At 69.8% G+C, this 21,144-nt stretch carries 20 protein-coding genes; 17 read left to right on the top strand and 3 right to left on the bottom strand.

What is annotated here, in order from left to right; genetic code table 11:
* Positions 1-281: 281 nt before the first annotated feature.
* From MTP10_RS27635 to MTP10_RS27620, 4 genes are all read left to right on the top strand, one after another.
* On the top strand, positions 282-1,163 hold the full coding sequence (locus MTP10_RS27635) for a LysR family transcriptional regulator (RefSeq protein WP_310712609.1): 882 nt from the start codon (positions 282-284) through the stop codon (positions 1,161-1,163).
* A 550-nt stretch (positions 1,164-1,713) separates the two neighbouring features.
* Entirely contained in the window at positions 1,714-1,923 is a 210-nt protein-coding gene (locus tag MTP10_RS27630; RefSeq protein ID WP_310712608.1) for a hypothetical protein, read from the top strand.
* Between the two features lie 49 nt (positions 1,924-1,972).
* On the top strand, positions 1,973-3,007 hold the full coding sequence (locus MTP10_RS27625) for a zinc-dependent alcohol dehydrogenase family protein (RefSeq protein WP_310712607.1): 1,035 nt from the start codon (positions 1,973-1,975) through the stop codon (positions 3,005-3,007).
* Positions 3,008-3,024: 17 nt separating this feature from the next.
* Complete coding sequence (locus MTP10_RS27620; RefSeq protein WP_310712606.1) at positions 3,025-3,999, top strand: aldo/keto reductase; 975 nt, start codon at positions 3,025-3,027, stop codon at positions 3,997-3,999.
* Positions 4,000-4,120: 121 nt separating this feature from the next.
* Here the strand turns inward: MTP10_RS27620 and MTP10_RS27615 are convergent, their stop codons facing one another.
* A complete protein-coding gene (locus tag MTP10_RS27615; protein WP_310712605.1) occupies positions 4,121-4,573 on the bottom strand; it encodes a helix-turn-helix domain-containing protein in 453 nt (150 codons plus the stop codon).
* Positions 4,574-4,664: 91 nt separating this feature from the next.
* Here MTP10_RS27615 and MTP10_RS27610 point away from each other — a divergent pair, with 91 nt between their 5' ends.
* The 11 genes from MTP10_RS27610 to MTP10_RS27560 all read left to right on the top strand — a co-directional run bounded on the left by MTP10_RS27610 (position 4,665) and on the right by MTP10_RS27560 (position 18,289).
* Complete coding sequence (locus MTP10_RS27610) at positions 4,665-5,258, top strand: dihydrofolate reductase family protein (RefSeq protein ID WP_310712604.1); 594 nt, start codon at positions 4,665-4,667, stop codon at positions 5,256-5,258.
* Between the two features lie 40 nt (positions 5,259-5,298).
* Positions 5,299-5,682 carry a PPOX class F420-dependent oxidoreductase gene (locus MTP10_RS27605; RefSeq protein ID WP_310712603.1) on the top strand — a complete coding sequence of 128 codons (384 nt, stop codon included), beginning with the start codon at positions 5,299-5,301 and terminating at the stop codon, positions 5,680-5,682.
* Positions 5,683-5,783: 101 nt separating this feature from the next.
* Positions 5,784-6,962 (top strand): erythromycin esterase family protein, encoded by a 1,179-nt coding sequence (locus MTP10_RS27600; protein WP_310712602.1) that lies wholly within the window; start codon positions 5,784-5,786, stop codon positions 6,960-6,962.
* 151 nt (positions 6,963-7,113) lie between these two features.
* Complete coding sequence (locus MTP10_RS27595; protein ID WP_310712601.1) at positions 7,114-7,665, top strand: EF-hand domain-containing protein; 552 nt, start codon at positions 7,114-7,116, stop codon at positions 7,663-7,665.
* A gap of 419 nt (positions 7,666-8,084) precedes the next feature.
* A complete protein-coding gene (locus tag MTP10_RS27590; protein ID WP_310712600.1) occupies positions 8,085-10,397 on the top strand; it encodes a molybdopterin-dependent oxidoreductase in 2,313 nt (770 codons plus the stop codon).
* A gap of 337 nt (positions 10,398-10,734) precedes the next feature.
* The gene (locus tag MTP10_RS27585; protein ID WP_310712599.1) at positions 10,735-11,760 is read left to right on the top strand and encodes a LacI family DNA-binding transcriptional regulator; all 1,026 of its coding nucleotides are present in this window, start codon (positions 10,735-10,737) and stop codon (positions 11,758-11,760) included.
* An 8-nt stretch (positions 11,761-11,768) separates the two neighbouring features.
* Complete coding sequence (locus MTP10_RS27580; protein WP_310712598.1) at positions 11,769-13,373, top strand: FAD-dependent oxidoreductase; 1,605 nt, start codon at positions 11,769-11,771, stop codon at positions 13,371-13,373.
* Between the two features lie 19 nt (positions 13,374-13,392).
* On the top strand, positions 13,393-14,658 hold the full coding sequence (locus MTP10_RS27575) for a sugar ABC transporter substrate-binding protein (RefSeq protein ID WP_310712597.1): 1,266 nt from the start codon (positions 13,393-13,395) through the stop codon (positions 14,656-14,658).
* Positions 14,659-14,665: 7 nt separating this feature from the next.
* Positions 14,666-15,601, top strand: coding sequence for a sugar ABC transporter permease (locus MTP10_RS27570; RefSeq protein WP_310712596.1), 936 nt, complete (start codon positions 14,666-14,668; stop codon positions 15,599-15,601).
* Entirely contained in the window at positions 15,591-16,421 is an 831-nt protein-coding gene (locus tag MTP10_RS27565) for a carbohydrate ABC transporter permease (protein ID WP_310712595.1), read from the top strand. The genes MTP10_RS27570 and MTP10_RS27565 overlap by 11 nt, the downstream gene beginning before the upstream one ends.
* 2 nt (positions 16,422-16,423) lie before the next feature.
* A complete protein-coding gene (locus MTP10_RS27560; protein WP_310712594.1) occupies positions 16,424-18,289 on the top strand; it encodes a hypothetical protein in 1,866 nt (621 codons plus the stop codon).
* Positions 18,290-18,376: 87 nt separating this feature from the next.
* Here MTP10_RS27560 and MTP10_RS27555 read toward each other — a convergent pair whose 3' ends face one another.
* Positions 18,377-18,694 (bottom strand): hypothetical protein, encoded by a 318-nt coding sequence (locus MTP10_RS27555; RefSeq protein WP_310712593.1) that lies wholly within the window; start codon positions 18,692-18,694, stop codon positions 18,377-18,379.
* A 259-nt stretch (positions 18,695-18,953) separates the two neighbouring features.
* Here MTP10_RS27555 and MTP10_RS27550 point away from each other — a divergent pair, with 259 nt between their 5' ends.
* Together MTP10_RS27550 and MTP10_RS27545 are read left to right on the top strand one after the other, a co-directional pair.
* Complete coding sequence (locus MTP10_RS27550; RefSeq protein WP_310712592.1) at positions 18,954-19,703, top strand: 2OG-Fe(II) oxygenase; 750 nt, start codon at positions 18,954-18,956, stop codon at positions 19,701-19,703.
* Positions 19,704-19,754: 51 nt separating this feature from the next.
* Positions 19,755-20,279 carry a hypothetical protein gene (locus tag MTP10_RS27545; protein ID WP_310712591.1) on the top strand — a complete coding sequence of 175 codons (525 nt, stop codon included), beginning with the start codon at positions 19,755-19,757 and terminating at the stop codon, positions 20,277-20,279.
* Here the strand turns inward: MTP10_RS27545 and MTP10_RS27540 are convergent.
* Positions 20,251-21,090 carry an NAD(P)H-binding protein gene (locus MTP10_RS27540; RefSeq protein ID WP_310712590.1) on the bottom strand — a complete coding sequence of 280 codons (840 nt, stop codon included), beginning with the start codon at positions 21,088-21,090 and terminating at the stop codon, positions 20,251-20,253. The two genes, MTP10_RS27545 and MTP10_RS27540, sit on opposite strands and share 29 nt — an antisense overlap.
* Positions 21,091-21,144 lie beyond the last annotated feature (54 nt).

The following is a 21,144-nucleotide window of genomic DNA, read 5'->3' as shown; positions in this document are numbered from 1 at the left end:
GGCCAGGCCGAAGTAGTAGCTCGTACGGCCGAGCGGGCGTGAGAACGGCACCGGCCGCAACGCGAACAACGTGCCGACAGCGGCGAGCGCCACAGGGAACAGATACCCGAAGGGCACGAAACCTCCAGAGACAGCAGTGATCAGCCCCGTCTGCGGACAGTTCCGCATCTGGGACGTTTTGCACGCCCCAGCCTCCCGGCCCCACCCGCGTCGCATCAACGACGGATCCGATAACGTCTTTTAACTCTGAGCTAAAAAATCCGGAGGCCCCGCGTATGGAGATGCGAGAGATCGAGATCTTTCTGACGCTGGCCGAGGAGCTGCATTTCAGCCGCACGGCCGAGCGGCTGGGCATCAGCCCGGCCCGCGTCAGCCAATCGATCAAGAAGCAGGAGCGGCGCGTGGGCGCGCTCCTGTTCGATCGCACCACCCGAGCCGTTCGTCTTTCCCCGCTCGGTGAGCAGCTGTACCAAGAACTCAAGGGTGGATACCAGCAGATCATGCAAGGGATCGTGACCGCTCGGGCCACCGCCGACGGCACTGCGGGAACCCTGACCCTGGGCACCCTCGGCCCGTACTCCACGCAGATCAAGGACACTCTCGACCTCTTCCTGACCCGCCATTCGAAGGCCCGGATCCAACACCGCGAGATCCAGCCGGCCTCCCCTCTGGACCTGCTCAAGTCGGGTGACCTGGACGTGGCGTACCTGTGGCTGCCCGTCTGCGAACCCGGCCTGACCGTAATGCCGACCCCGCGCACCTCCGAGGTGATGCTGATGGTCTCGGCCGACCACCCCTACGCAGAACGAGACACCATCTGCCTGGAGGACCTCGGCGACTGCACCGTGGTCGAAGGCCAGTCGATTCCCCCCTCCATGGAGGAGGTCTTCAACCCCCGGCACACTTCCTCGGGCCGTCCCATCCGCCGCGGCCCCAAGGTCACCACCTGGCAGGAGACACTCAGCGTCGTCTCCTCCGGCCCGGCCGCCGCCGCAGTCACCGCCGAGGTGGCCAGCTTCTATCCCTGGCCCAGCCTGGCCTTCGTTCCCATCCGTGACGCCCCGCGCTGCCAGTGGGCCTTCGTATGGCCTGCGTCGAAGGAGACTCCACTCATTCGCGCATTCGCCCAAGCAGCCGCCGACACCCATCAACCAGCGGGGTAGTACTCACCCAACGGTTCGGCGTGGACCACCGCCGGCTTGCTGATCGACCCGTGCCATCCTCGGCAGAGAAGACGCCCACCTCACCGCCACAGCCGCACCCGACGCGGCAACGTCATGTGTCACATCAGCGCGGGAGGTCCTCGTGACGGTCGTGCCGTTCCCCTGCCCGCCCTCGCGCTGCGCCCGCCGAGACGGCCGAGCTGGTCGCGCAGCTCGCCACGGTGGCCTTCCAGAACGCCTGCCGCACCGTCATCAGCACGTATGCCCGATGGCGCCACCCGTTCGGTGAGAGTCAACGACGGCACAACGGATTTACCGGAAATCGACCTGGACCGGAGATGACGATCGATCCGCCTGGGGTACGCCCGACGACGCATGCGGCGTAACCGGCACCTCGGGGGCCCTGGTGCGCCCGAACCGGCCGCAGTCCTGCCGAAGTCCGACCCGGCCGAACAACGGCATACCGGAGCCGCCGGCCAGGCTCGCACTTCCGGTTGATCCGGCACCAGGTCCGAGCGAGCCGAGGCCCACCTCGGCAGGAGGAACCGCCATGGCGATCGGCGACGCGGCCCTGGGCACCCACGAGGAGCCGTTCCCTGATCACGTCTCGACGCTCGCGCGTACCGACCCCGAACGCCTGCCAGGCGGTCGGCGCGTACCGGGTCATGCTGGGTGCGGCCCTCACGACCGCGCCTGCCTGGCTTCGGCTCCCGAGCTGACCGGACTGGCCGCCTCCGCAGACTTCCCGCCGGGCGAGTGACCCGCGCCGGGACGACACCCATCACCTCTCAACGACGGAAGACATGATCGTGCGAGCAACAATGATCTACGGCGCCGGTGACGTACGGGTGGAGAACGTGCCCGACCCGGTGCTGCGCGAGCCCACCGACGCGATCGTGCGCGTGCTGCGCTCGTGCGTGTGCGGCAGCGACCTGTGGCCCTACAAGTCCCGCCCGGCCACCGGGAAGGGCGACCGGATCGGGCACGAGTTCCTCGGCGTCGTGGAGGACGTCGGCTCCGAGGTGGGCGCGCTGCGCCGCGGCGACGTCGTGGTGGCGCCCTTCGTGTGGGCGGACAACACCTGCGACTTCTGCCGCGAGGGTCTGCAGACCTCCTGCCGGCACGGCGGCCAGTGGGCCGCCGATGATGTGGACGGCGGCCAGGGCGAGGCGGTCCGCGTCCCGCAGGCACAGGGCACGCTGGTCAAGCTGCCCGCCGGCGAGGACGACGACCTGCTGCCGTCCCTGCTCACACTCTCCGACGTCTTCCCGACCGGCCACCACTGCGCGGTCACCGCGGGAGCCGGCCCGGGCACGACGGTGACAGTGATCGGCGACGGCGCGGTCGGGCTGATGGCGGTGCTGTCGGCCAGGCGGCTCGGCGCCGAGCAGATCATCCTGATGGGCCGGCACACCGGCCGCACCGACCTGGGCCGCGACTTCGGCGCCACCGACGTCGTCGCCGAACGCGACGAGGAAGGCATCGAACACGTCCGGGAACTGACCGGCGGCGACGGCACCCGCGCCGTCCTCGAATGCGTCGGCACCGAACAGGCCATCACCACGGCGTTCGCGGTGGCCCGTGACGGAGGCACCGTCAGCCGGGTCGGCGCGCCCCAGTACGAGCGGGTGCCGATGGGGTTCGGCGAGTTCATGCGCAACCTCACCCTGACCGGCGGCGTCGCCCCGGCCCGCGCCTACATCGAGGAGCTGCTCCCCGAGATCCTGGACGGCGCTCTGCAGCCTGGGCGGGTGTTCGACAGCACCGTCAGCCTGGAGCAGGTTCCCGACGGGTACCGCGCGATGAACGACCGCCGAGCGCTCAAGGTCCTCATCCGCCCGTAGCGAGCCGAAAGGTCATCATGAAGCACATCACGCTGGGCGATCTGCGTGTCTCCCGCATCGGGCTGGGCTGCATGGGCATGTCCCACGGCTACACCGGCGCCGGCAGCGACGACACCGAATCCATCCGCACCATCCACCGCGCGCTCGACCTGGGCGTCACCCTCCTGGACACCGCCGAGATCTACGGCCCGTACGCCAACGAGGAACTCCTCGGCAAGGCGCTCAGGGGCCGCCGGGACCAGGCAGTGATCGCCACCAAGTACGGGCTGGTCTCCCACGCCGGCGCGGGCCCCTGGAACCTCGACAGCAGCCCGGCCAACATCCGCACCGCCGTCGAGGGTTCGCTCAGGCGCCTGGGCACCGACCACATCGACCTGTACTACCAGCACCGGGTCGACCCCAAGGTGCCGATCGAGGACACCATCGGCGCGGTGGCCGAGCTCGTCGAGCAGGGCAAGGTCGGCCACATCGGCCTGTCGGAGGCGTGGCTGGACACCATCCGCCGCGCCCACGCCGTTCACCCGATCGCCGCGCTGCAGTCGGAGTACTCGCTGTGGACCCGCGACCAGGAGCAGGTGCTGCCGCTGCTGCGCGAGCTGGGCATCGGGCTCGTCGCCTACTCCCCGCTCGGCCACGGCTTCCTCACCGGCAAGATCCGGTCCGAGAGCGACTTCGGCCCCGACGACTTCCGCGCCACCAATCCCCGCTTCACCGGGGAGAACTTCCGGCGCAACCTCGCCCTCGCCGACGAGGTGCAGGTCATCGCCGCCGAGGCCGGCGCCACGCCCGCGCAGGTCGCGATCGCCTGGCTGCTCAGCAAGGGCGACGACATCGTCCCCATCCCGGGCACCAAGCGGGTCTCACGCCTGGAGGAGAACGTCGCCGCCGACGACCTCGTCCTGACCGCCGAGCAGCTCGCCAAGCTCGACGGTCTGCCCCCGGCCGCCGGCGGGCACCACAACGAGACCCAGATGGAGATGATCGAACGCTGACCCAGGTGGACGAGCGCGGACGATGCCCACGACAAGCCGCGCCCGCCGCCGCCGGAGGAAGAACCCGGATGGAGCCCGCCGGCGCCCGCCAGGCCCCGCCGAGCGGCCGGACCCGCCTCGGTCAGACGGCCGCGCCCGGGCCCGGCAGCGGGTCGACGTCACCGGCGTGCATCGACTCGCCGCAGTGGGCGCAGCGCAGGTCGACATGGCTGATCTCCCCGCACGCATGATGGCGGTAGAGCACCGGCGGGCCGGCCTCGCCCGACAGCCACCGGTCTCCCCAGCGGGTCATGACCATGAGCAGGTCGACCAGCTCGGCACCCTTGGCCGTCAGGTGGTATTCGTGGCGCGGCCGATTGTCGTAGGGACGGCGTTCGAGCACGCCCTGGTCGACGAGGTGGTTGAGCCGCTCGGTCAGCACCTTGCGGGAGATCCCGAGGTCGGCCTGGAGCTCGTCGAACCGGCTCACCCCCACCCACACATCACGCAGGATCAGCGGCGACCAGGGCTCCCCGATCACGTCGAGGGTGCGCGCGATGGAGCAGGCCATCTCCCCGAACTTCGTGCGTTGCATGGGATCAGTCTAGCAAGCGGGGTTCCCTCAAGGAACTTGGAGTGTTACGGTAATGGAGTCTCTTGAAGGAACCCAAGAAGGAGTCGCCACGATGAGCAAGGTCTTCAGCGCGCACGCGGTGTCGGTCGACGGATACATCACCGGGCGCGACCCGGGCGCCGGGCGCGGGCTCGGCGACGCGACGATGCTGTTCGACTGGTACTTCGCCGGTGACACGCCCAGCCAGGTGTTCGACGGGTTCAGGCTGAGCGCGCCCAGTGCCCGGGTCTTCGACACCCACGCCGGACGCGTGGGCGCGGTCGTGGCAGGGCGCAACACCTACGAGGACTCCGACCATTTCGGCGGCGGCAGCCCGCACCCGAGGGCCCCGCTGTTCGTCCTCAGCCACCGGCCCGCGCCCCAGATCAGCCAGTCGCAGACGCTCGTCACCACCGGCATCGAGGACGCCATCGCGGCGGCACGCGAGGCCGCCGAAGGCAAGGACGTCGGCCTCATGGGCGGCGGCGTGCTGGCCTCCGCGCTGGCGGCGGACCTCGTCGATGAGGTGATCCTGCACCAGGTGCCCGTCCTGCTGGGCGGCGGTCGCAGCTTCTTCCGGGAACTCCCGAAGCACGTGCACCTTCGCCTGCTGGAGGCCGTCCCGGCCCCTGGTGTCACCCACCTCCGCTACGAGGTGGCCCGTTGATCCCATGGCCGATCATGAACCCCCGTTGAAGGAGCACACCATGCTTGACCCCGACGTGCGCCGCGTACTCGATGGCGCTTCGATCGCGCACCTCGCCACCGTCCTGCCGGACGGCTCGCCGCACACCACTCCCGTCTACGTCGGCACCCACGGCGACCGGATCGTCTTCTTCACCGGCCCGGGTATGCGCAAAGCGCGCAACCTGCGCCGCGACCCCCGGATGGCGCTGTCCATCGCACCCGTCGACAACCCCTTCGAGCCCGTTGTCGTCCGCGGCAAGGCCGTCGAATGGATCGAGGGCGACGCGGCCTGGGAGATCATCGACCGGCTGGCCACGAAGTACACCGGTACGCCGTATCCCCGAGGGCAGGAGCGCATCGTGGTCGTGATCGAGCCCGAGCGGCAGACCGTCGGCGTCGGCTGAGCAGCTCAGCATGGATGCGTCGCCGATTGAAGGTCCGTCGCGATACGAGCAGCATTTTCCGCGAAAGTCTCCACCGAAGGTTCAACGATACCGTTGAAGGCATGGACATCAAGGACACGGCCCTTCCACTCGACGGCGCGGGCGTCTCGGCGTTCCTCCGGTCGCTGCCCGCCAAGCCCCTGCTGCTCGGCCTGGGCGAGGCCAGGCACTTCGTGGACGAGCTGGGCGAGCTGCGCAACGACCTCTTCCGGCATCTGGTCGAGCACGAGGGCTACCGGTCGTTCGCCATCGAGAGCGACTGCCTCATGGGACTCGTGGTGGACGACTACGTCACGACGGGCGCCGGCACGCTCGACGACGTCATGGAACGCGGCTTCAGCCACGGCTTCGGCGCCTCGCCGGCCAATCGCGACCTCGTACGCTGGATGCGCGCGTACAACGAGGAGCATGACGAAAAGCTCAGGTTCTTCGGGTTCGACGGCCCTCTGGAGTACTGGGCGGCGAGTCCGCGCCAGGCGCTCACCGCCCTCTACGCCCTCCTCGACGGCCCGCTCCCCCACACTGTGGTGACCAGGGAAACGCTCGACACGCTGCTGGGCCCGGACGACCGGTGGGAGAACGAGGCCACGGCCATGGATCCGTCCCAGTCGATCGGCCAGTCCGCCGACGCCCAGCGGCTACGGGTGATCGCCGACGACCTGGTGGCGCTGCTCGAGACGCAGGCGCCGCAGCTGAGCGCGGAGTACAGGGAGCGGGCGGCACTGTACGGGCGCACCGCGACCGGCCTGCTCCGTTACCACTACTGGATGGCAGACGCGTCCCCGGAGCGGTGGACCCGGCTGTCGGCCCTGCGGGACGCGATGATGGCCGCCAACCTGCGTGCCGTCGCCGAGCACGGCCCGGCCCTGGTCTTCTCCGCCAACCTCCACCTGCAGCGGAACAAGAGCCTCATGTCCTTCGGCGACCAGGCTCTGGAGTGGTGGAGCGCGGGGGCGATCACCGGGGCGCACCTGGGCGACCGGTACGTCTTCCTGGCCTCCGCCTTCGGCAGGGCCGGCGACGACATCCCGCCCCCGGACACCGTCGAGGGCATCCTGTCCACGCTCCCGTGGGACCACTCTCTCGTCGACGCCCGCCGCCTGGCCGAGGCCATCACGACGCCCGCCGTCCCCCGCGTCTCCCGCGACTTCGCCTATTTCCCGCTGGACCCGGCCCAGCTCGACCTGATCGACGGCGTCGTCTTCCTCAAGCAGGCGGTCAGGCTGGGGCGGCTGGGTTGACAGGCGCGGCTTGAGCTGGGGTTGGTCATCTCTCGCAAGGAGCAAATGCCCGCTCTTCGAGGAGAGTGCTCGAGCCGCTTGATCTCACCGGTCTGCCGACACCGCCACGCGATGTTGACTTAAAGTGATGGAGTAGATACTTTGCGTTCCCATGACTGTGCTTCAAGACCTCAAATACCGGCAGTGGTTCAGGGGCGCTGACGTCGACGGGGACGGATTCATCACTCAGCGGGACGTCCGGCTGATGAGCGAGCGTTACATCGCCGCTCGTGGCGCCGCAGCGGACGCCGCAACCGCCCATCGGCTCACTGAGGGGATGGACGCGTTCTGGTCGAATGTGATCGCGCCGATGGATCAGGATGGCGACGGGAAGGTCGATCTGCGGGAGATGACCGATGGGTTCCGGCGGGTCCTGACCGATCCCGCGCTGTACCCGCAGCAGATCGAGCGGGTGACCGACTGCTTTCTCGACCTCAGTGATCTCGATGCGGACGGCAAGATCGACCAGGTGGAGTTCCGGCAGATCTTCGCGTCGGTCGCCGACGTTCCCAGCGAGGACTGCGCAGCGGTCTTCGCCGCGCTTGACCTGGACGGCTCGGGCACGTTGGACCGCGCCGAGTTCCACAAGGCGGTCGCGGAGTTCTTCTACGGCGACGACCCCGATGCCCCCGCCAACCACCTGTTCGGCAGGCTCGCCGAGTGACAGCACGCACCCGTCACACCGGCAGGGGGCCGTTTCACGATCGCACCGAAGGGCCGCGATTCGGCAGGGAGGGATGTGCGGCCCGTGGAGGGCGGCCCCCTGGAGCGGAACGCCGGCAAGGTCATGGTCCGAACTCGACGTCATTCGGGAGCCCCGGCCTCTACCTGTGCGCGAAGGGGCTATCCGCCGGGAGACGGTGCTGTGGGAGCGCTCTTCGAGCGTCGACTTCACGCCTATAGTCCGAAGACAGGGTGCATCCAGGATCCCGGTATTCACGTCACAAGCCCTCCAACAGCCAAACATGATCTTCCCTCGCGCATCACGCCGGCGTAAGCGACCGGGCCTCTTCGCAGCACCTCACCGCAACGTAAGCAACCGCTGGCTGCAATCAGCGGAAACTTCGGACACGGAGTTGATGCATGGTGGAACAGCGCATGTCGGTTGCGACGCACTGGGGGAGCTACATCGCCGTAGTCGATTCCGGCCGGCTGGTGCGCATCGAGCCGAGGCACGATGATCCCAGTCCATCGCCCATCGGCCCCGGAATGGTGGCGGCCGCCGACGACAGCGCTCGCGTGCTACGCCCCGCGGTGCGCAAGGGCTGGCTGAACGGCGAGCCGCGCGCCCACGACACGGCCAGAGGCAGGGACGCCTTCGTGGAGGTGAGCTGGGACCACGCGATCACTTTGGTGAGTGATGAACTCCGTCGCGTTCGTTCCCAGCACGGGGACGGCGCGGTGTTCGGCGGATCCTACGGCTGGGCGAGCGCGGGCAGGTTCCACCACGCGCAGGGTCAACTGCACCGGTTCCTGGCGCTGGGCGGCGGATACACCGACTCTCGCAACACCTACAGCACCGCGGCTCTGGAGGTCATCCTCCCCCATGTGATCGGCGGCCATCCATGGAGCTACCAGTCCCGGATGCCGATGTGGGACGAGATAGCCGACAACTGCGAGCTGGTGGTGGCGTTCGGAGGGCTGGCCCTGAAGAACAGCCAGATCAACCCTGGTGGGCTGGCCAGACACCAGACGCTGAACCTGCAACGCCGGTGTCGTGAGGCTGGGGTGCGGTTCGTGAACATCAGCCCCATCCGCAGCGACACCGCCGACTTCCTCGACGCCGAGTGGCTGCCCGTCATCCCCAACACCGACACCGCCGCGATGCTCGGCGTCGCCCACACGATGCTGGTCAACGGGTGGCACGATGAGGACTTCCTTCGCCGGTGCTGCGTCGGGTTCGACCGCTTCGCCTCCTACCTGGTCGGCGAGCTCGACGGCGTTCGGAAGGACGCCGCCTGGGCGGCGAAGATCACGGGCATCGGTCGCGACGCGATCACCGACCTCGCTCGCCGCCTTACCACCCGACGTTCTCTCATCATGGTCAACTACGCGGTGCAACGGGCGGACCACGGCGAACAGCCGATCTGGATGTCCGTCGTGCTGGCCGCCATGGCGGGCTCGATGGGCCGGGCCGGCTGCGGCTGGGGTGCGGGTTACGCGACGATGGACGCGACCGGCGTCGCCCCGGACCGCGCCTTCGTGGCGACGATACCCGAGGTTCCCAACCCCGTTGCCGGCTTCATCCCTGTGGCGAGGATCGCCGATACCCTGCTGCACCCAGGTGAGATCATCGACTACGACGGCCAACGCCTGACGTTGCCCGACCTTCGTCTGATCTACTGGTGCGGAGGGAACCCGTTCCACCACCACCAAGACCTCCACCGGCTGACCCGCGCCTGGCAAGCCCCCGACACGGTGGTCGTTCACGAAGCCTGGTGGAACACCAGCGCCAAGTTCGCCGACATCGTCCTGCCCGTCGCCACCAGCTTGGAACGCGACGACTTCGCCGCCGGATTTTCAGACCCCCACCTCGTCGCGATGCCGAAAGTCCGCGAGCCGGCGGGCGAGTCGCGTACCGACCACCAGATCTTCGCCGCTCTGGCCTCCCGGCTCGGATACGAGCAGGAGTTCACGGAAGCACGCTCGGAGATCGAATGGGTCCGGCACCTTTACGAGCAGACGAGGGCCAAGCTCGGCGGCGACGCCGCCTTGCCGGGCTTCGAGGACTTCTGGCGAAACACCACCGCAGAGCTACCCGCGCTGACCGGACCGTTTCCCGGCAGTTTCGAAGCCCTCCGCTCAGATCCGCAGCGTTACCCCCTGCTGACACCGTCGGGCCGAATCGAGATCTTCTCCGAGGAGATCGACTCATTCGGCTACGACGACTGCGCCGGCCATCCCCGGTGGTTCGAACCAGTGGAATGGCTTCGCGCCGATCTGTCGGGCCGATTCCCGCTGCACCTGATCTCGAATCAACCCGCCTCACGCCTGCACAGCCAATACGACAACGGCGGCCACAGCCTCAGTTCGAAAATCCGCGGCCGTGAGCCCGTGACGATCAATCCGTCGGACGCCGCGTCACGCGGCATCGAGAGCGGCGTGATCGTGCGCATCTTCAACGACCGGGGGAGCTGCCTCGCGGGCGCGATCCTCTCCGACGACGTCATGCCGGGCGTCGTCCAACTGTCCACCGGGGCGTGGTGGGATCCGGTCCAGCCAGGCACCAGCGGAACGCTGGATCGTCACAGCAACCCGAACGTTCTCACGGCGGACCGGCCCTGCTCGCGCCTGTCACAAGGCCCGAGTGCTCTCAGCGCGCTGGTCGACATCGAGCGCTATGACGCCCCCGTGCCCGGCATGCTCGCCTACTCACCACCCAGCCTCGAACCGTGACGCACGGGAGCTGTTCCCCGACGACTTCCACGACGTTGCGAACAAGCTCGGCCACCTGTGCTTCGTCGGCGAGGTACCACCGCCGGCTGCGGGCTCGCAGGACCAGCCGGCCCGAACCGCACATCAGGTAGCCGTCCACCTGTCAGGCGGCCACCGCGCCACGTCATGCGGCCGGCAAGGCCCGCGACGCGCCGCCGCCCCTCGGCGTCACTGTGCGTCGTCATGTCCAGGCGGGGCCACACCGCTGCTAATACGAATTACCCAGTGATTATCTCTTGACGTCCCGTTATGCCCGGTCGCAGAATGACCGAACTAATACGCATTATCGACACGGCGGGTGATACGCACTGTGACTGCTTCGGGGCGGCGGCTGACGCAGCAGGACATCGCGCGCATGGCTGGAGTGAGCCAGACGACGGTGTCCCTGGTGCTCAACGGAAGGGCCGAGGGCGAGGTGCGGATCTCGCCCGAAACCCGCGATCGGGTGCTTCAGGTGATCAGGGAGACCGGGTACGTGGCCGACCCCGCCGCGCGCCGGCTCGTCGAACGGCGCAACCGCATCTACGGCGTGTTCACCTACGAGGCCGTCTTCCCCGCGGAGAGCGCCGACTTCTATCACCCGTTCCTCGTCGGGATCGAGGAGTGCGTGGAGGAGGCGGGCTGCGACCTTCTGCTGTTCACCAGCGCCAAGGCGGAGCAGGGCGAGCGGCGGCGGATCTTCAGCGCGGAGAGCCGGATCCGGCTGGCCGACGGCTGCGTCCTGCTCGGCCGGACGATCGACCGCGACGATCTGTCCAGGCTGCTGTCGGAGGGCATTCCGTTCGTCTCGGTCGGCCGCCGCGACGACGCGGGCGGGCCGGTGCCGTACGTCGGAGCGGACTACCCGCCGGCGGTGCGCGCGCTGGTCGAGCGGGCCGCGGCGCTCGGGCACCGGCGGATGGCCTATGTCGGAGCGGGGTCGGGCCCGGAGTCCTACGCCGACCGGCTGCGTGGTTTCACCGAAGGCGTGGCCGCGACCGGTGTCGAAGGGCTGCACCTGACCGCCGCGGACGGGCTGTTCGACTGTGGCGCGAGCGTGGTGTTCGCCGAGGAGCTGGCCGACGGCGTGGCCATCGCCGAGGCCGCCAAGGCCCGCGGGCTGGACGTGCCGCGCGACCTGTCCATCGTCGCGCTGGGCGCGCCCACCAGGCCGGTCTCGACCGACATCGACTTCGCCGGGTTCCGCATCCCCCGGCGCGAGATGGGCCGCAGGGCCGTCGAGCTGCTCACCCAGGTGCTGGAACGCGGCGGCATCCCCCAGGAACTGCTGGTGTGCGAGCTGGTCGAGGGATCGACGCTGGCACCCGTACATGAGGAGAGGTAATCCCCCACGTGGTTGAGATATCGGCAGACGCGCTCGTCGTCGGCGGCGGGCTGGGCGGCGTGGCCGCCGCGCTGGCCCTGCTGCGGGCCGGGCGATCGGTGGTGCTCACCGAGGAGTACGACTGGCTGGGCGGCCAGCTCACCAGCCAGGCGGTGCCGCCGGACGAGCACACCTGGGTGGAGCGGTTCGGCGTCACGGCGAGCTACCGCGCGCTGCGCGACGGCATCCGGCGCTACTACCGCGACCACTACCCGCTGACCGAGCGGGCGCGGGCGTGGCCGGAGCTGAACCCGGGCGCCGGACACGTCAGCAAGTTGTGCCACGAGCCCCGGGTCGCGGTCGCGGTCATCGAGGCGATGCTCGCCCCCTACCGGGGGTCGGGCAGGCTGCGCGTGCTCCAGCCGTACCGGCCGGTCGGGGCCGAGGTGGACGGCGACCGCGTCACGGCCGTGCGGCTCGCGCACCGCGACGGGGGTGACGAGATCACCGCGGTGGCGCCGTACGTGCTGGACGCCACCGAGACCGGCGAGCTGCTGCCGCTGGCCGGGGCCGAGTACGTGACCGGGTTCGAAGCGCAGGACGACACCGGCGAGCCGAGCGCCCCGGCGACGGCGCAGCCGATGAACATGCAGGCCGTGTCCGTGTGCTTCGCGATCGACCACGTGGACGGCGACCACACCGTCGACAGGCCCGCCTCGTACGACTTCTGGCGCGCCTACCAGCCGCCCTTCTGGGGCGACCGGCTGCTGTCGTGGCGCTGCCCGAGCCCGCGGACGCTGGAGATCATGGAGCGTTCCTTCACTCCGAACCCGGGTGACGACCCCCGCCTGGTGCAGGCCGACCAGCGGGTCAACCCGGGCGACGGCAACCTGTGGACGTTCCGCAGGATCGCCGCCCGTGACAACTTCCGGCCCGGCGCGTACGACAGCGACATCACGCTGGTCAACTGGCCGATGATCGACTACCTGGAGGGGCCGGTCATCGACGTGCCGGACGCCGACCGGCACCTGGCGGCGGCCCGTGAGCTGTCGATGTCGGCGCTGTACTGGCTGCAGACCGAGGCGCCCCGCCACGACGGCGGCACCGGCTACCCGGGCCTGCGGCTGCGCGGCGACGTCACCGGCGGCGCCGACGGGCTCGCCCAGGCCCCCTACATCCGCGAGTCCCGGCGTATCCGGGCCCTGACCACCGTCACCGAGCAGGACCTGTCCGTGGCGGTACGCGGCGACAAGGGCGCCGTCACCTATCACGACTCCGTCGGCGTGGGCATGTACCGCATCGACCTGCACCCGTCGACAGGCGGCGACAACTACATCGACGTCGCCTGCTCCCCGTTCGAGATCCCTCTCGGGGCGCTGATCCCGCAGCGGATGAGCAACCTGCTGCCCGCCTGCAAGAACATCGGCACCACCCACATCACCAACGGCGCCTACCGCCTGCACCCGGTGGAGTGGAACGTCGGCGAGGCGGCCGGCGCGCTCGCCGCCTTCTGCCTGGACCGCGCCACCACGCCGCACGCCGTGCACGCGGACGGCCGGCTCCTGGCCGACTACCAGCACCGGCTGGTCCGCGACGGCGTGGAGCTGCGCTGGCCCGACGTCACCGGCTACTGACGCCAGAAGGAGAACCCCCATGAAAGCACCCGGGAAGCTGGCGGCCCTCACGCTGACCGCCCTGCTCACGGTCACCGCCTGCGGCGGCGGCGGCGACGCCGCGCCGGCCGCGCAGGGCCCGCAGCCGCTGCGCATGTCGATCTGGACCTCCAACGAGGCCCACCTGAAGCTGTTCAACGAGATCGCCGCCGAGTACCGCAAGTCCCACCCGCAGGTCGGCGAGATCACCTTCGACCCGATCCCGTTCGAGAACTACACCACCACGCTGACCACGCAGATCGCCGGCGGCAACGCCCCCGACCTGGCATGGATCCTCGAGAACTCCGCCCCCGACTTCGTCGGCTCCGGCGCCCTCGCCCCGCTCAAGAGCAAGGTCGAGAACGCGGGCGAGCTGGTCCCCTCCGCCACCCGGCTGTGGGAGCGCGACGGCGAGCTGTACGCCTACCCGTTCTCCACCTCGCCCTTCGGCGTCTTCGTCAACACCGACCTGGTCAAGGCCGCCGGCCAGAAGACGCCGCGCGAGCTGATCAAGGCCGGCCAGTGGGATTGGGAGCACGCCAACGAGATCAACAAGGCCGTGGCGGCGAAGGGCAAGAACGGCCTGACCATCCTCAACTTCGACTACAAGGCCTGGGACAACCTCGCCACCGTCTGGCAGGGCTGGGGCGCCAAGGCGTGGAGCGACGACGGCGGCACGTGCCAGTTCAACGCTCCCGAGATGGTCGAAGCCATGACCTTCATGCACAACGCGATCTTCACCGACAAGTCCATGCCGGGGCCGGGCACCACCGTCGACTTCTTCTCCGGCGACACCACGATGGCCGTCGCCCAGATCTCCCGCGCCGCCATGCTGAAGGACGCGACGTTCACGTGGGACCTGGTGCCGCTGCCCGCCGGGCCGAAGGGCGAGTACGCGGTCATCGGCCAGGCCGGGATCGGTGTGCTGAAGAAGTCGCCGAGGGCCGAGCAGGCCACCGACTTCCTCGCCTACTTCACCAACGCGGCCAACTCGGCCAAGCTCGCCGCGTACTTCCCGCCCGCGCGTGGCTCTCTGCTGACCGCCGACACCATGGCCAGGACCAGCCCCATGCTGAACGGCGACCAGCTCCAGAAAGTGGTGATCGACGGCATCCAGAAGGGCGTGGTCAAGCCCAGCCACACGGGACAGGCCGAGCTCGCTCAGACCGCCAGGGCCGCACTCGACCCGCTGTGGAAGCCGGACGCCGACGTCAAGGCGGTGCTGGACGGCGTGTGCGCGAAGATCCAGCCGCTGCTGGGCGGATGAGGTGGCGGTGACGGATCTCGGCAACCGGGTGGCGGAGCGCGCCGCCGCCCGGCCCCGCCACTTCTGGACCATCCCCCGGCGCGACGCCCTCGTCGGCTACCTGCTGATCTCGCCGCAGCTCGCCGGGAGCGCGCTGTTCGTCCTGCTGCCGCTCGGCCTGGTCGGCTACTACAGCCTCCAGGAGTGGAACGTGCTGGCGGACACGTTCGAGTTCGTCGGCGGCGACAACTACGCCAAGCTGCTCGCCGACCCGAAGATGGGGCAGGTGCTGACCAGCACCGCGCTGTTCTCGGTCGGCCTGGTCGTGCTCAACCTCGCCCTCGCCCTCGCCCTGGCCATCCTGCTGAACCAGCGGCTGCGCGGCACCACGTTCTTCCGGACGGTGTTCTTCTCGCCGGTGCTGGTGTCGCTGGTCGCCTGGACCATCGTCTGGCAGTTCCTGCTCCAGCAGGACGGCGGCGTCAACGGCCTGCTCGGCGTGGCGGGCGTGGACGGCCCCAACTGGCTGCGCGGCGAGAGCACCGCCCTGCTGTCGGTCGTCGTCGTCCAGGTCGTCAAGAACGTGGGGCTCAACATGGTGCTGTTCCTGGCCGCGCTCCAGGGCGTGCCGCGCCAGCTGTACGAGGCGGCGCAGCTCGACGGCGCCGGCGCCTGGACCCGGTTCCGGCGCATCACGGTGCCCCTGATCAGCCCGACGATCCTGCTCACCTCGATCATCACCGTGGTCGGGTCACTGCAGGTGTTCGCCCAGATCGCCGTGCTCACCCAGGGCGGGCCCGGGATGTCCACCACCGTCCTCGTCTACTACCTGTACCAGCAGGCCTTCCAGTTCCGGCACCTCGGCTACGGCGCCACCCTGTCGGTCCTGCTGTTCGTGATCGTCGCGGCGCTGACGTTGCTGCAGTGGCGGCTGCGCCGGAAGTGGGTCTTCCATGAGTCGTAGGGTCAAGCTCGCGCTGTACGCGCTGCTGTGCGTGTTGTGCGTGCCGTTCGTCTTCCCGACCTGGTGGATGGTCACCTCGTCGGTGAAGCCGATCAGCGACATCTTCGCCTTCCCGCCCGCGCTGGTGCCCTCCAGGTTCGACTTCTCCACCTACGGCAGGGTCTTCGAGCTGCAGCCGTTCGGGCAGCAGTACCTCAACAGCCTCTACATCGCCGCGGTGGTGACCGTCGGCACGATGGCGGTGGCCGCGATGGCCGGCTACGCCTTCGCCCGCATCCGCTTCCCCGGCCAGAACGCGCTCTTCCTGGTCGTGCTCGTCGGCCTGCTGATCCCCAGCGAGGTGACGATCGTCCCGCTGTTCCAGATGTTCCACACGGCGGGGATGACCGACACGCACTGGCCGCTGATCCTGGTGCCGATCCTGGGCGCGCCCAGCGTGCTGGCGACGTTCATCATGCGGCAGTTCTTCATCACGCTGCCCGGCGAGCTGGAGGAGGCCGCCAGGGTCGACGGGCTCGGCCGCTTCGGCACCTTCTGCCGGGTGGCGTTGCCGCTGGCCAGGCCGGCGCTCGGCGCCGTCGCCATCTTCACGTTCCTGCACTCGTGGAACCTCTACCTCGAACCGATCGTGTTCCTGTCGACCCCGTCGAAGTTCACCCTGCCGCAGGCGCTCACCCAGTTCGTCGACGCCTACGGCTCGCCCCTGTGGAACGTGCAGCTGTCCGCCGCCACGATGACCGCCCTGCCGGTCCTGGTCGTCTTCGTCCTGGCCCAGCGGCAGTTCATCGAGGGGCTCGCGCACACCGGTCTGAAAGGCTGACCATGCTCTCCCGCCGCACCTTGCTCCGCGCCACCGCCCTGCTCCCGGTGGCCGCCCCCGTGCTCGTCCCCGGCGCCGCAGCGGCCGAAGTCCCCGACCTTCCGCCGCTGACCATCCTGAACCGTGCCTCGTTCGCCCCCCACGAGCAGCGCTTCGCGCCGTACCTGGCCACCCTCTCCCCCATGGTCAACGACATGGCCGACAGCGGCTTCTTCGCCGGCGGCTGGTGGCGTTCGCCGGCGGCGTCGTTCAACGCCCGCGTGCAGGAGCACGTCTTCACGCTGGCCTGGTTCCACGCCAACGCCCGCCCGTGGAACCCCTACGCCGGGGACGCGCGCCTGCTGGCCGCGCTCGACGCGGCGCTCGGCCACTACCTGTCGCTCCAGCACCCCGACGGTTCCTTCCCCGAGTACAACCGCAACGAGCACGGCCTGGCGCCCACCGGGTTCGGCATCGGCTACCTGGCCAAGACGCTGCAGATCCTGCGCGCGTCCGGGGCGTTGCCCGCCAGGCAGGCCCAGATCACCGCCGCGTTGCACACGTCCATGACCTGGTTCCTGGACCCCGCCAACCACACCGTCTGGCAGGAGCCCCTCGGCTACGCCAACCAGACCGCCTCGGGCCTGGCCGGTGCCTCGCTCGCGCTCAAGCTCGACCCCGACCCGGCGCTGGTCAGGGGCCTGGCCGAGGCGTTCCCCCGGCTGGCCGCGACCGGCGTCAGCTCTGCCGGGTTCTTCCACGAGAAGGGGGGCCACGACATGAACTACAACTTCGAGGTCATGCTCCCCGAGATGGCCGACGCCTACCAGCAGACCTCGGACCCGAATCTGGTGGACATGGCCCGCGCCTTCACCGGCTTCCTGTCCTACAACCTGCTGCGCGAGCCCGACGGCGCCGGGTACATGGTCAACGTCGCCCCCTCCACCCGTACCAGCGCCCGCTGGTACGACGAGGTCCGCCCTGACCCGGACCGGACCGCGCTCAACTGGACGTTCACCCGCCAGGTGCCGCTGCTGTCGGCCTTCCTGACCGCCCGCGAGGACCTCGCCGAGGCCCGCGCCGCCTGGGCCGCGTCCACCGAGCCGGTGACGCCGCTCGCCAAGCAGGACACCTCGCCGCGCATCCTCACCCACGGCCTCCACGGCGAGGGGTTCCCCAGCAGACGGCAGCGGGCCGCCGCCATCGCGGAGCTGCCCTACCTGCGCTCCGACGACTTCGTCGAACTGCGCAAGGACCGCGGCCAGGACTTCCTGTACGTCCGCAAGCCCGGCCTGTACCTGGGCGGCTACTTCGGCGAGCGCGCCTCCCTCGCCCGCACCGGCCTGACCTTCCTGTGGCATCCCGAAGCAGGCACGATCATCTGCGGGCTCAACGACAACAACCACGCCTGCTGGTCCACCGTCTTCCCCGGGCAGGCGCCCGACTCCGACGGCCCCCTGCCCGCCACCTACTTCCACGGCGCCCCCGGCGGCGGGCAGTGGACCGGCGGCCCGGCCCCCGCCGCCTTCGGCATCCGCTACGGCAACGCGAACGTCACCACGGACGTCCTGGTCACCCGGCGGACGGTCCGGCGTACGGTCACGGCGAACGCCGCCGCCACCGAGCAGATCCCCCTCGTTCTCCGTCCTACGGACGTGCTCACCTTCACCGACGGCACCCGGGCCGCGTTCGGCGGCACGACCACCGCCACCGCCGACGGCCTCGACCTGCGCCGGGGCCGCACCACGATCCGCTTGCGCTGGGGCACTCCCCTGCCGGCGACCCTGGCGGCCGGCACCGTGCGCTACTTCCGCGACGGCTCCCGCCGCTTCCACGCCCTGCGCATCCCCCACCAGGGCACGTTCGACCTCACGCTCATCATGGGGTGACCCGGCCGACTGCCCGGATCAGACCCGCCGGGAACGACCGAGGCCGCCGGCGGACATCAGGCACTGCATCTCGACGTGGCCTGCTGATCAGCGTGGGCGGCTGAGGGCGGCCTCGGCCAGATCCGTCCATTTCTCGACCGAGGAGTGGGGCACGACCACCCAGTCCTTGATCGTCCTGCCCTGCCCCGAGGGGTCGAACAGGGACGCCCCGGCCAGCTGGAGCGCGGCTGTGTGTTCGGGGGTGTCCCTGACCAGCCGGAACACCATCGCACCGTCGCGCTGCAGGCTCGCGAAGACCTTCCCCGCCTGATCCTTGAGCGCGGGACTCCCCATCATCCTGGAGATCTGTACGCCCAGGTCGGCCAGCTCGGCGCCGACCTGCCTGAAATCCGCTTCTGCGCTCATCGTCAGTCGGTCCCGAACTCCATGGTGGCGTGGTCGAGCCGCTCGTTGTGGCCGAGACTCTTCCCGCGTGACGCGATCACCTCGGCCCGCCTTCCGGCGGCACGGCGATCAGGCTAGTCGTCCCGGTGGCACCGATCAAGAGCGCGATGTCCGAATACCGCCGAGGTCGGCGGCGCTCACCGCGTTATACCTGACGAACCGGAAGAAGCGCGACGCGTCGTCGCGCTGATCCACGCTCCCAGGCAAGGAACCGACACGCATGATGACAACACTGTTCGACGTGCCACCCGTCGTCTCGCGCAGCGAGGAGCTGCCCGCGCTGGCGGATCTGGATGGGGAGGATCTGTACCGGCAGCTGGGCGAGGGCGGAGTGGCGCTGACGCCGCCGCTGCTGAGCCGAGAGCAGTGCCGGCAGCTCATCGCGACCTTCGACGAGCCGGGCCTGTTCCGCTCGACCGTGGTGATGCAGCGCCACCAGTTCGGCCGCGGCACCTACAAGTACTACGCCGATCCGGCGGCGGTCCCGCTGGTGCAGGCGCTGCGCGAGAGCCTGTATCCGCCGATGGCGTGGATGGCCAACCGATGGGCGCCGATGCTCGGCGAGCGCACCTTCCCCGCCACGCACGCCGAACTGGTCGCCGAGTGCGCCGCGGCCGGTCAGCGGCGGCCCACGCCCCTGATCCTGCGGTACGGCCCCGGCGACTACGCCTGCCTGCACCAGGACATCTACGGCGACATCGTCTTTCCCCTGCAGATCGCGATCATGCTGAACCAGCCGGGTGTGGACTTCACCGGCGGCGAGAACGTGTTCGTCGAGCAGCGCCCCCGCTTCCAGTCCAGGGCGATCGTCGTCAAGCCCGGGCTCGGCCAAGCGATGATCTTCCCGGTCCGGGACCGCCCCGTCCAGGGCAGGAACGGCTACCGACGGCACGCGATGCGGCACGGGACCGGCGTTGTGGAGTCCGGCAGCCGCACCGTGCTGGGCGTCATCTTCCACAACGCTCGCTGACCGCGCGGGACACCGGCTCCCGCACATGCATACGAAAGGAGGCGGCCAACCATGCCATCACACTCGCCGCTGGTCCGCGCCCCGCAGGTCGCCGCTGCCGCGCCGGCCGGCCACACCGCCGCCGAACTGGCCACGCTGATCGACCTGCTCGCCGCGCGGCGGCCACGGGTCGAAGCGGTCACGCTCGGTCACGGCCGCGACCCCGCCTCCACGGCGGCCGTCCAGGCATTCGCCCACGCCTGGCGGGCGCGTGGCGGAGCCGTCCTGACCGTCGTGAGCTGGCCGGAGACCGCGGCGTCCTGGCTGCGCCCGGCCCGACGGTTCGCCGCGGGCGACCCGGACGCCTGGGTGGTCGCCGGCGCCGCGCTGGGATGGGCGCAGATGAGCCGCCGCCTGCGGCACAGCACCACCTGGGACCCGGCGCGGACCTTCGCCTTCGCCTCGATCGGCGGCACCGACATCGTGCGACTGGCCGGCCCCGGCACCCTGGACGGTCTGCGCGGCGCCGCGGCCGACGGCGGCACCTGGCGGCTGGGCCGCCACTCGATCACCTACGCCGGACCGCAGGCGTCATGACGCCCAGACGGATCTCACCGAGAAACTCCCGCAGCGAACGCGGCTCGCGACCCAGGATGTCGGCCACGGTCGTGGTCGTGCTCGCCCAGCGCCCATCCCCGATCTGCGCCATGAGCTCGGCCAGGTCATGCGCCGCCGGGGCGGGCATGCCGCGCTTCTCCAGGTGAACGGCGGCTTCCTCGACCGGCAGGTCCACGTAACGCACGGTCCGGCCGAGTGTTCGGGTGAGCTCCGCGGCGACCTCGTCATGCGTGGGCGCCACCGGCCCGGTGAGCTCGTACGTGGCGTCGGCCCCGACGGGGCGCGTGAGCAGCACGGCCGCCACCGCCGCGATGTCACGCGCGTCGATGTAGCCGACGCCGCCCCTGCCGTACGAGCCGAAGATCCGCCCCTCCTCGTCGACGTCGCCCGGGAGATTCTGCATGAACCCGACGGGCGCCAGGATCGACCACGGCACTCCCGATGCCTTGAGATGCTCGTCGACCTGCCCGTGCTGGCCGAACCCGAGCAGGCTGCCCGACGTCACGCCACGCACGGAGACGGTCACCACCTGCGCCACGCCGGCGGCCGCCGCGTGATCGATGACGGCTCGGTGGGCTCGCACGAAGCCCGGCCACAGCGCGCTGTTGAGAAAGAGCCGGTCACCCGGCTCGATCGGGATGCTCTCCGGCCGCTCCAGGTCGCCGACCACGTACTCGCATCCCAGCTCCTCGCCCTGTTCCACGCGGCGTACCACGGCTCGCACCGCACCACCGAGTTCCTCGATCAGCGCACGCCCGATCGTGCCTGTCGCACCCGTCACCACGATCATCGCGCAACCCCCTAAGCGGAATGTAGGCTTCCTGTTCTATACTAAGCGGAAGCC

Source organism: Nonomuraea sp. 3-1Str (genome assembly GCF_031570565.1).
Taxonomy (GTDB): Bacteria; Actinomycetota; Actinomycetes; order Streptosporangiales; family Streptosporangiaceae; genus Nonomuraea.
The sequence above is the reverse complement of the archived record's forward strand: the minus strand, read 5'-3'. Positions and strand labels throughout refer to the sequence as shown.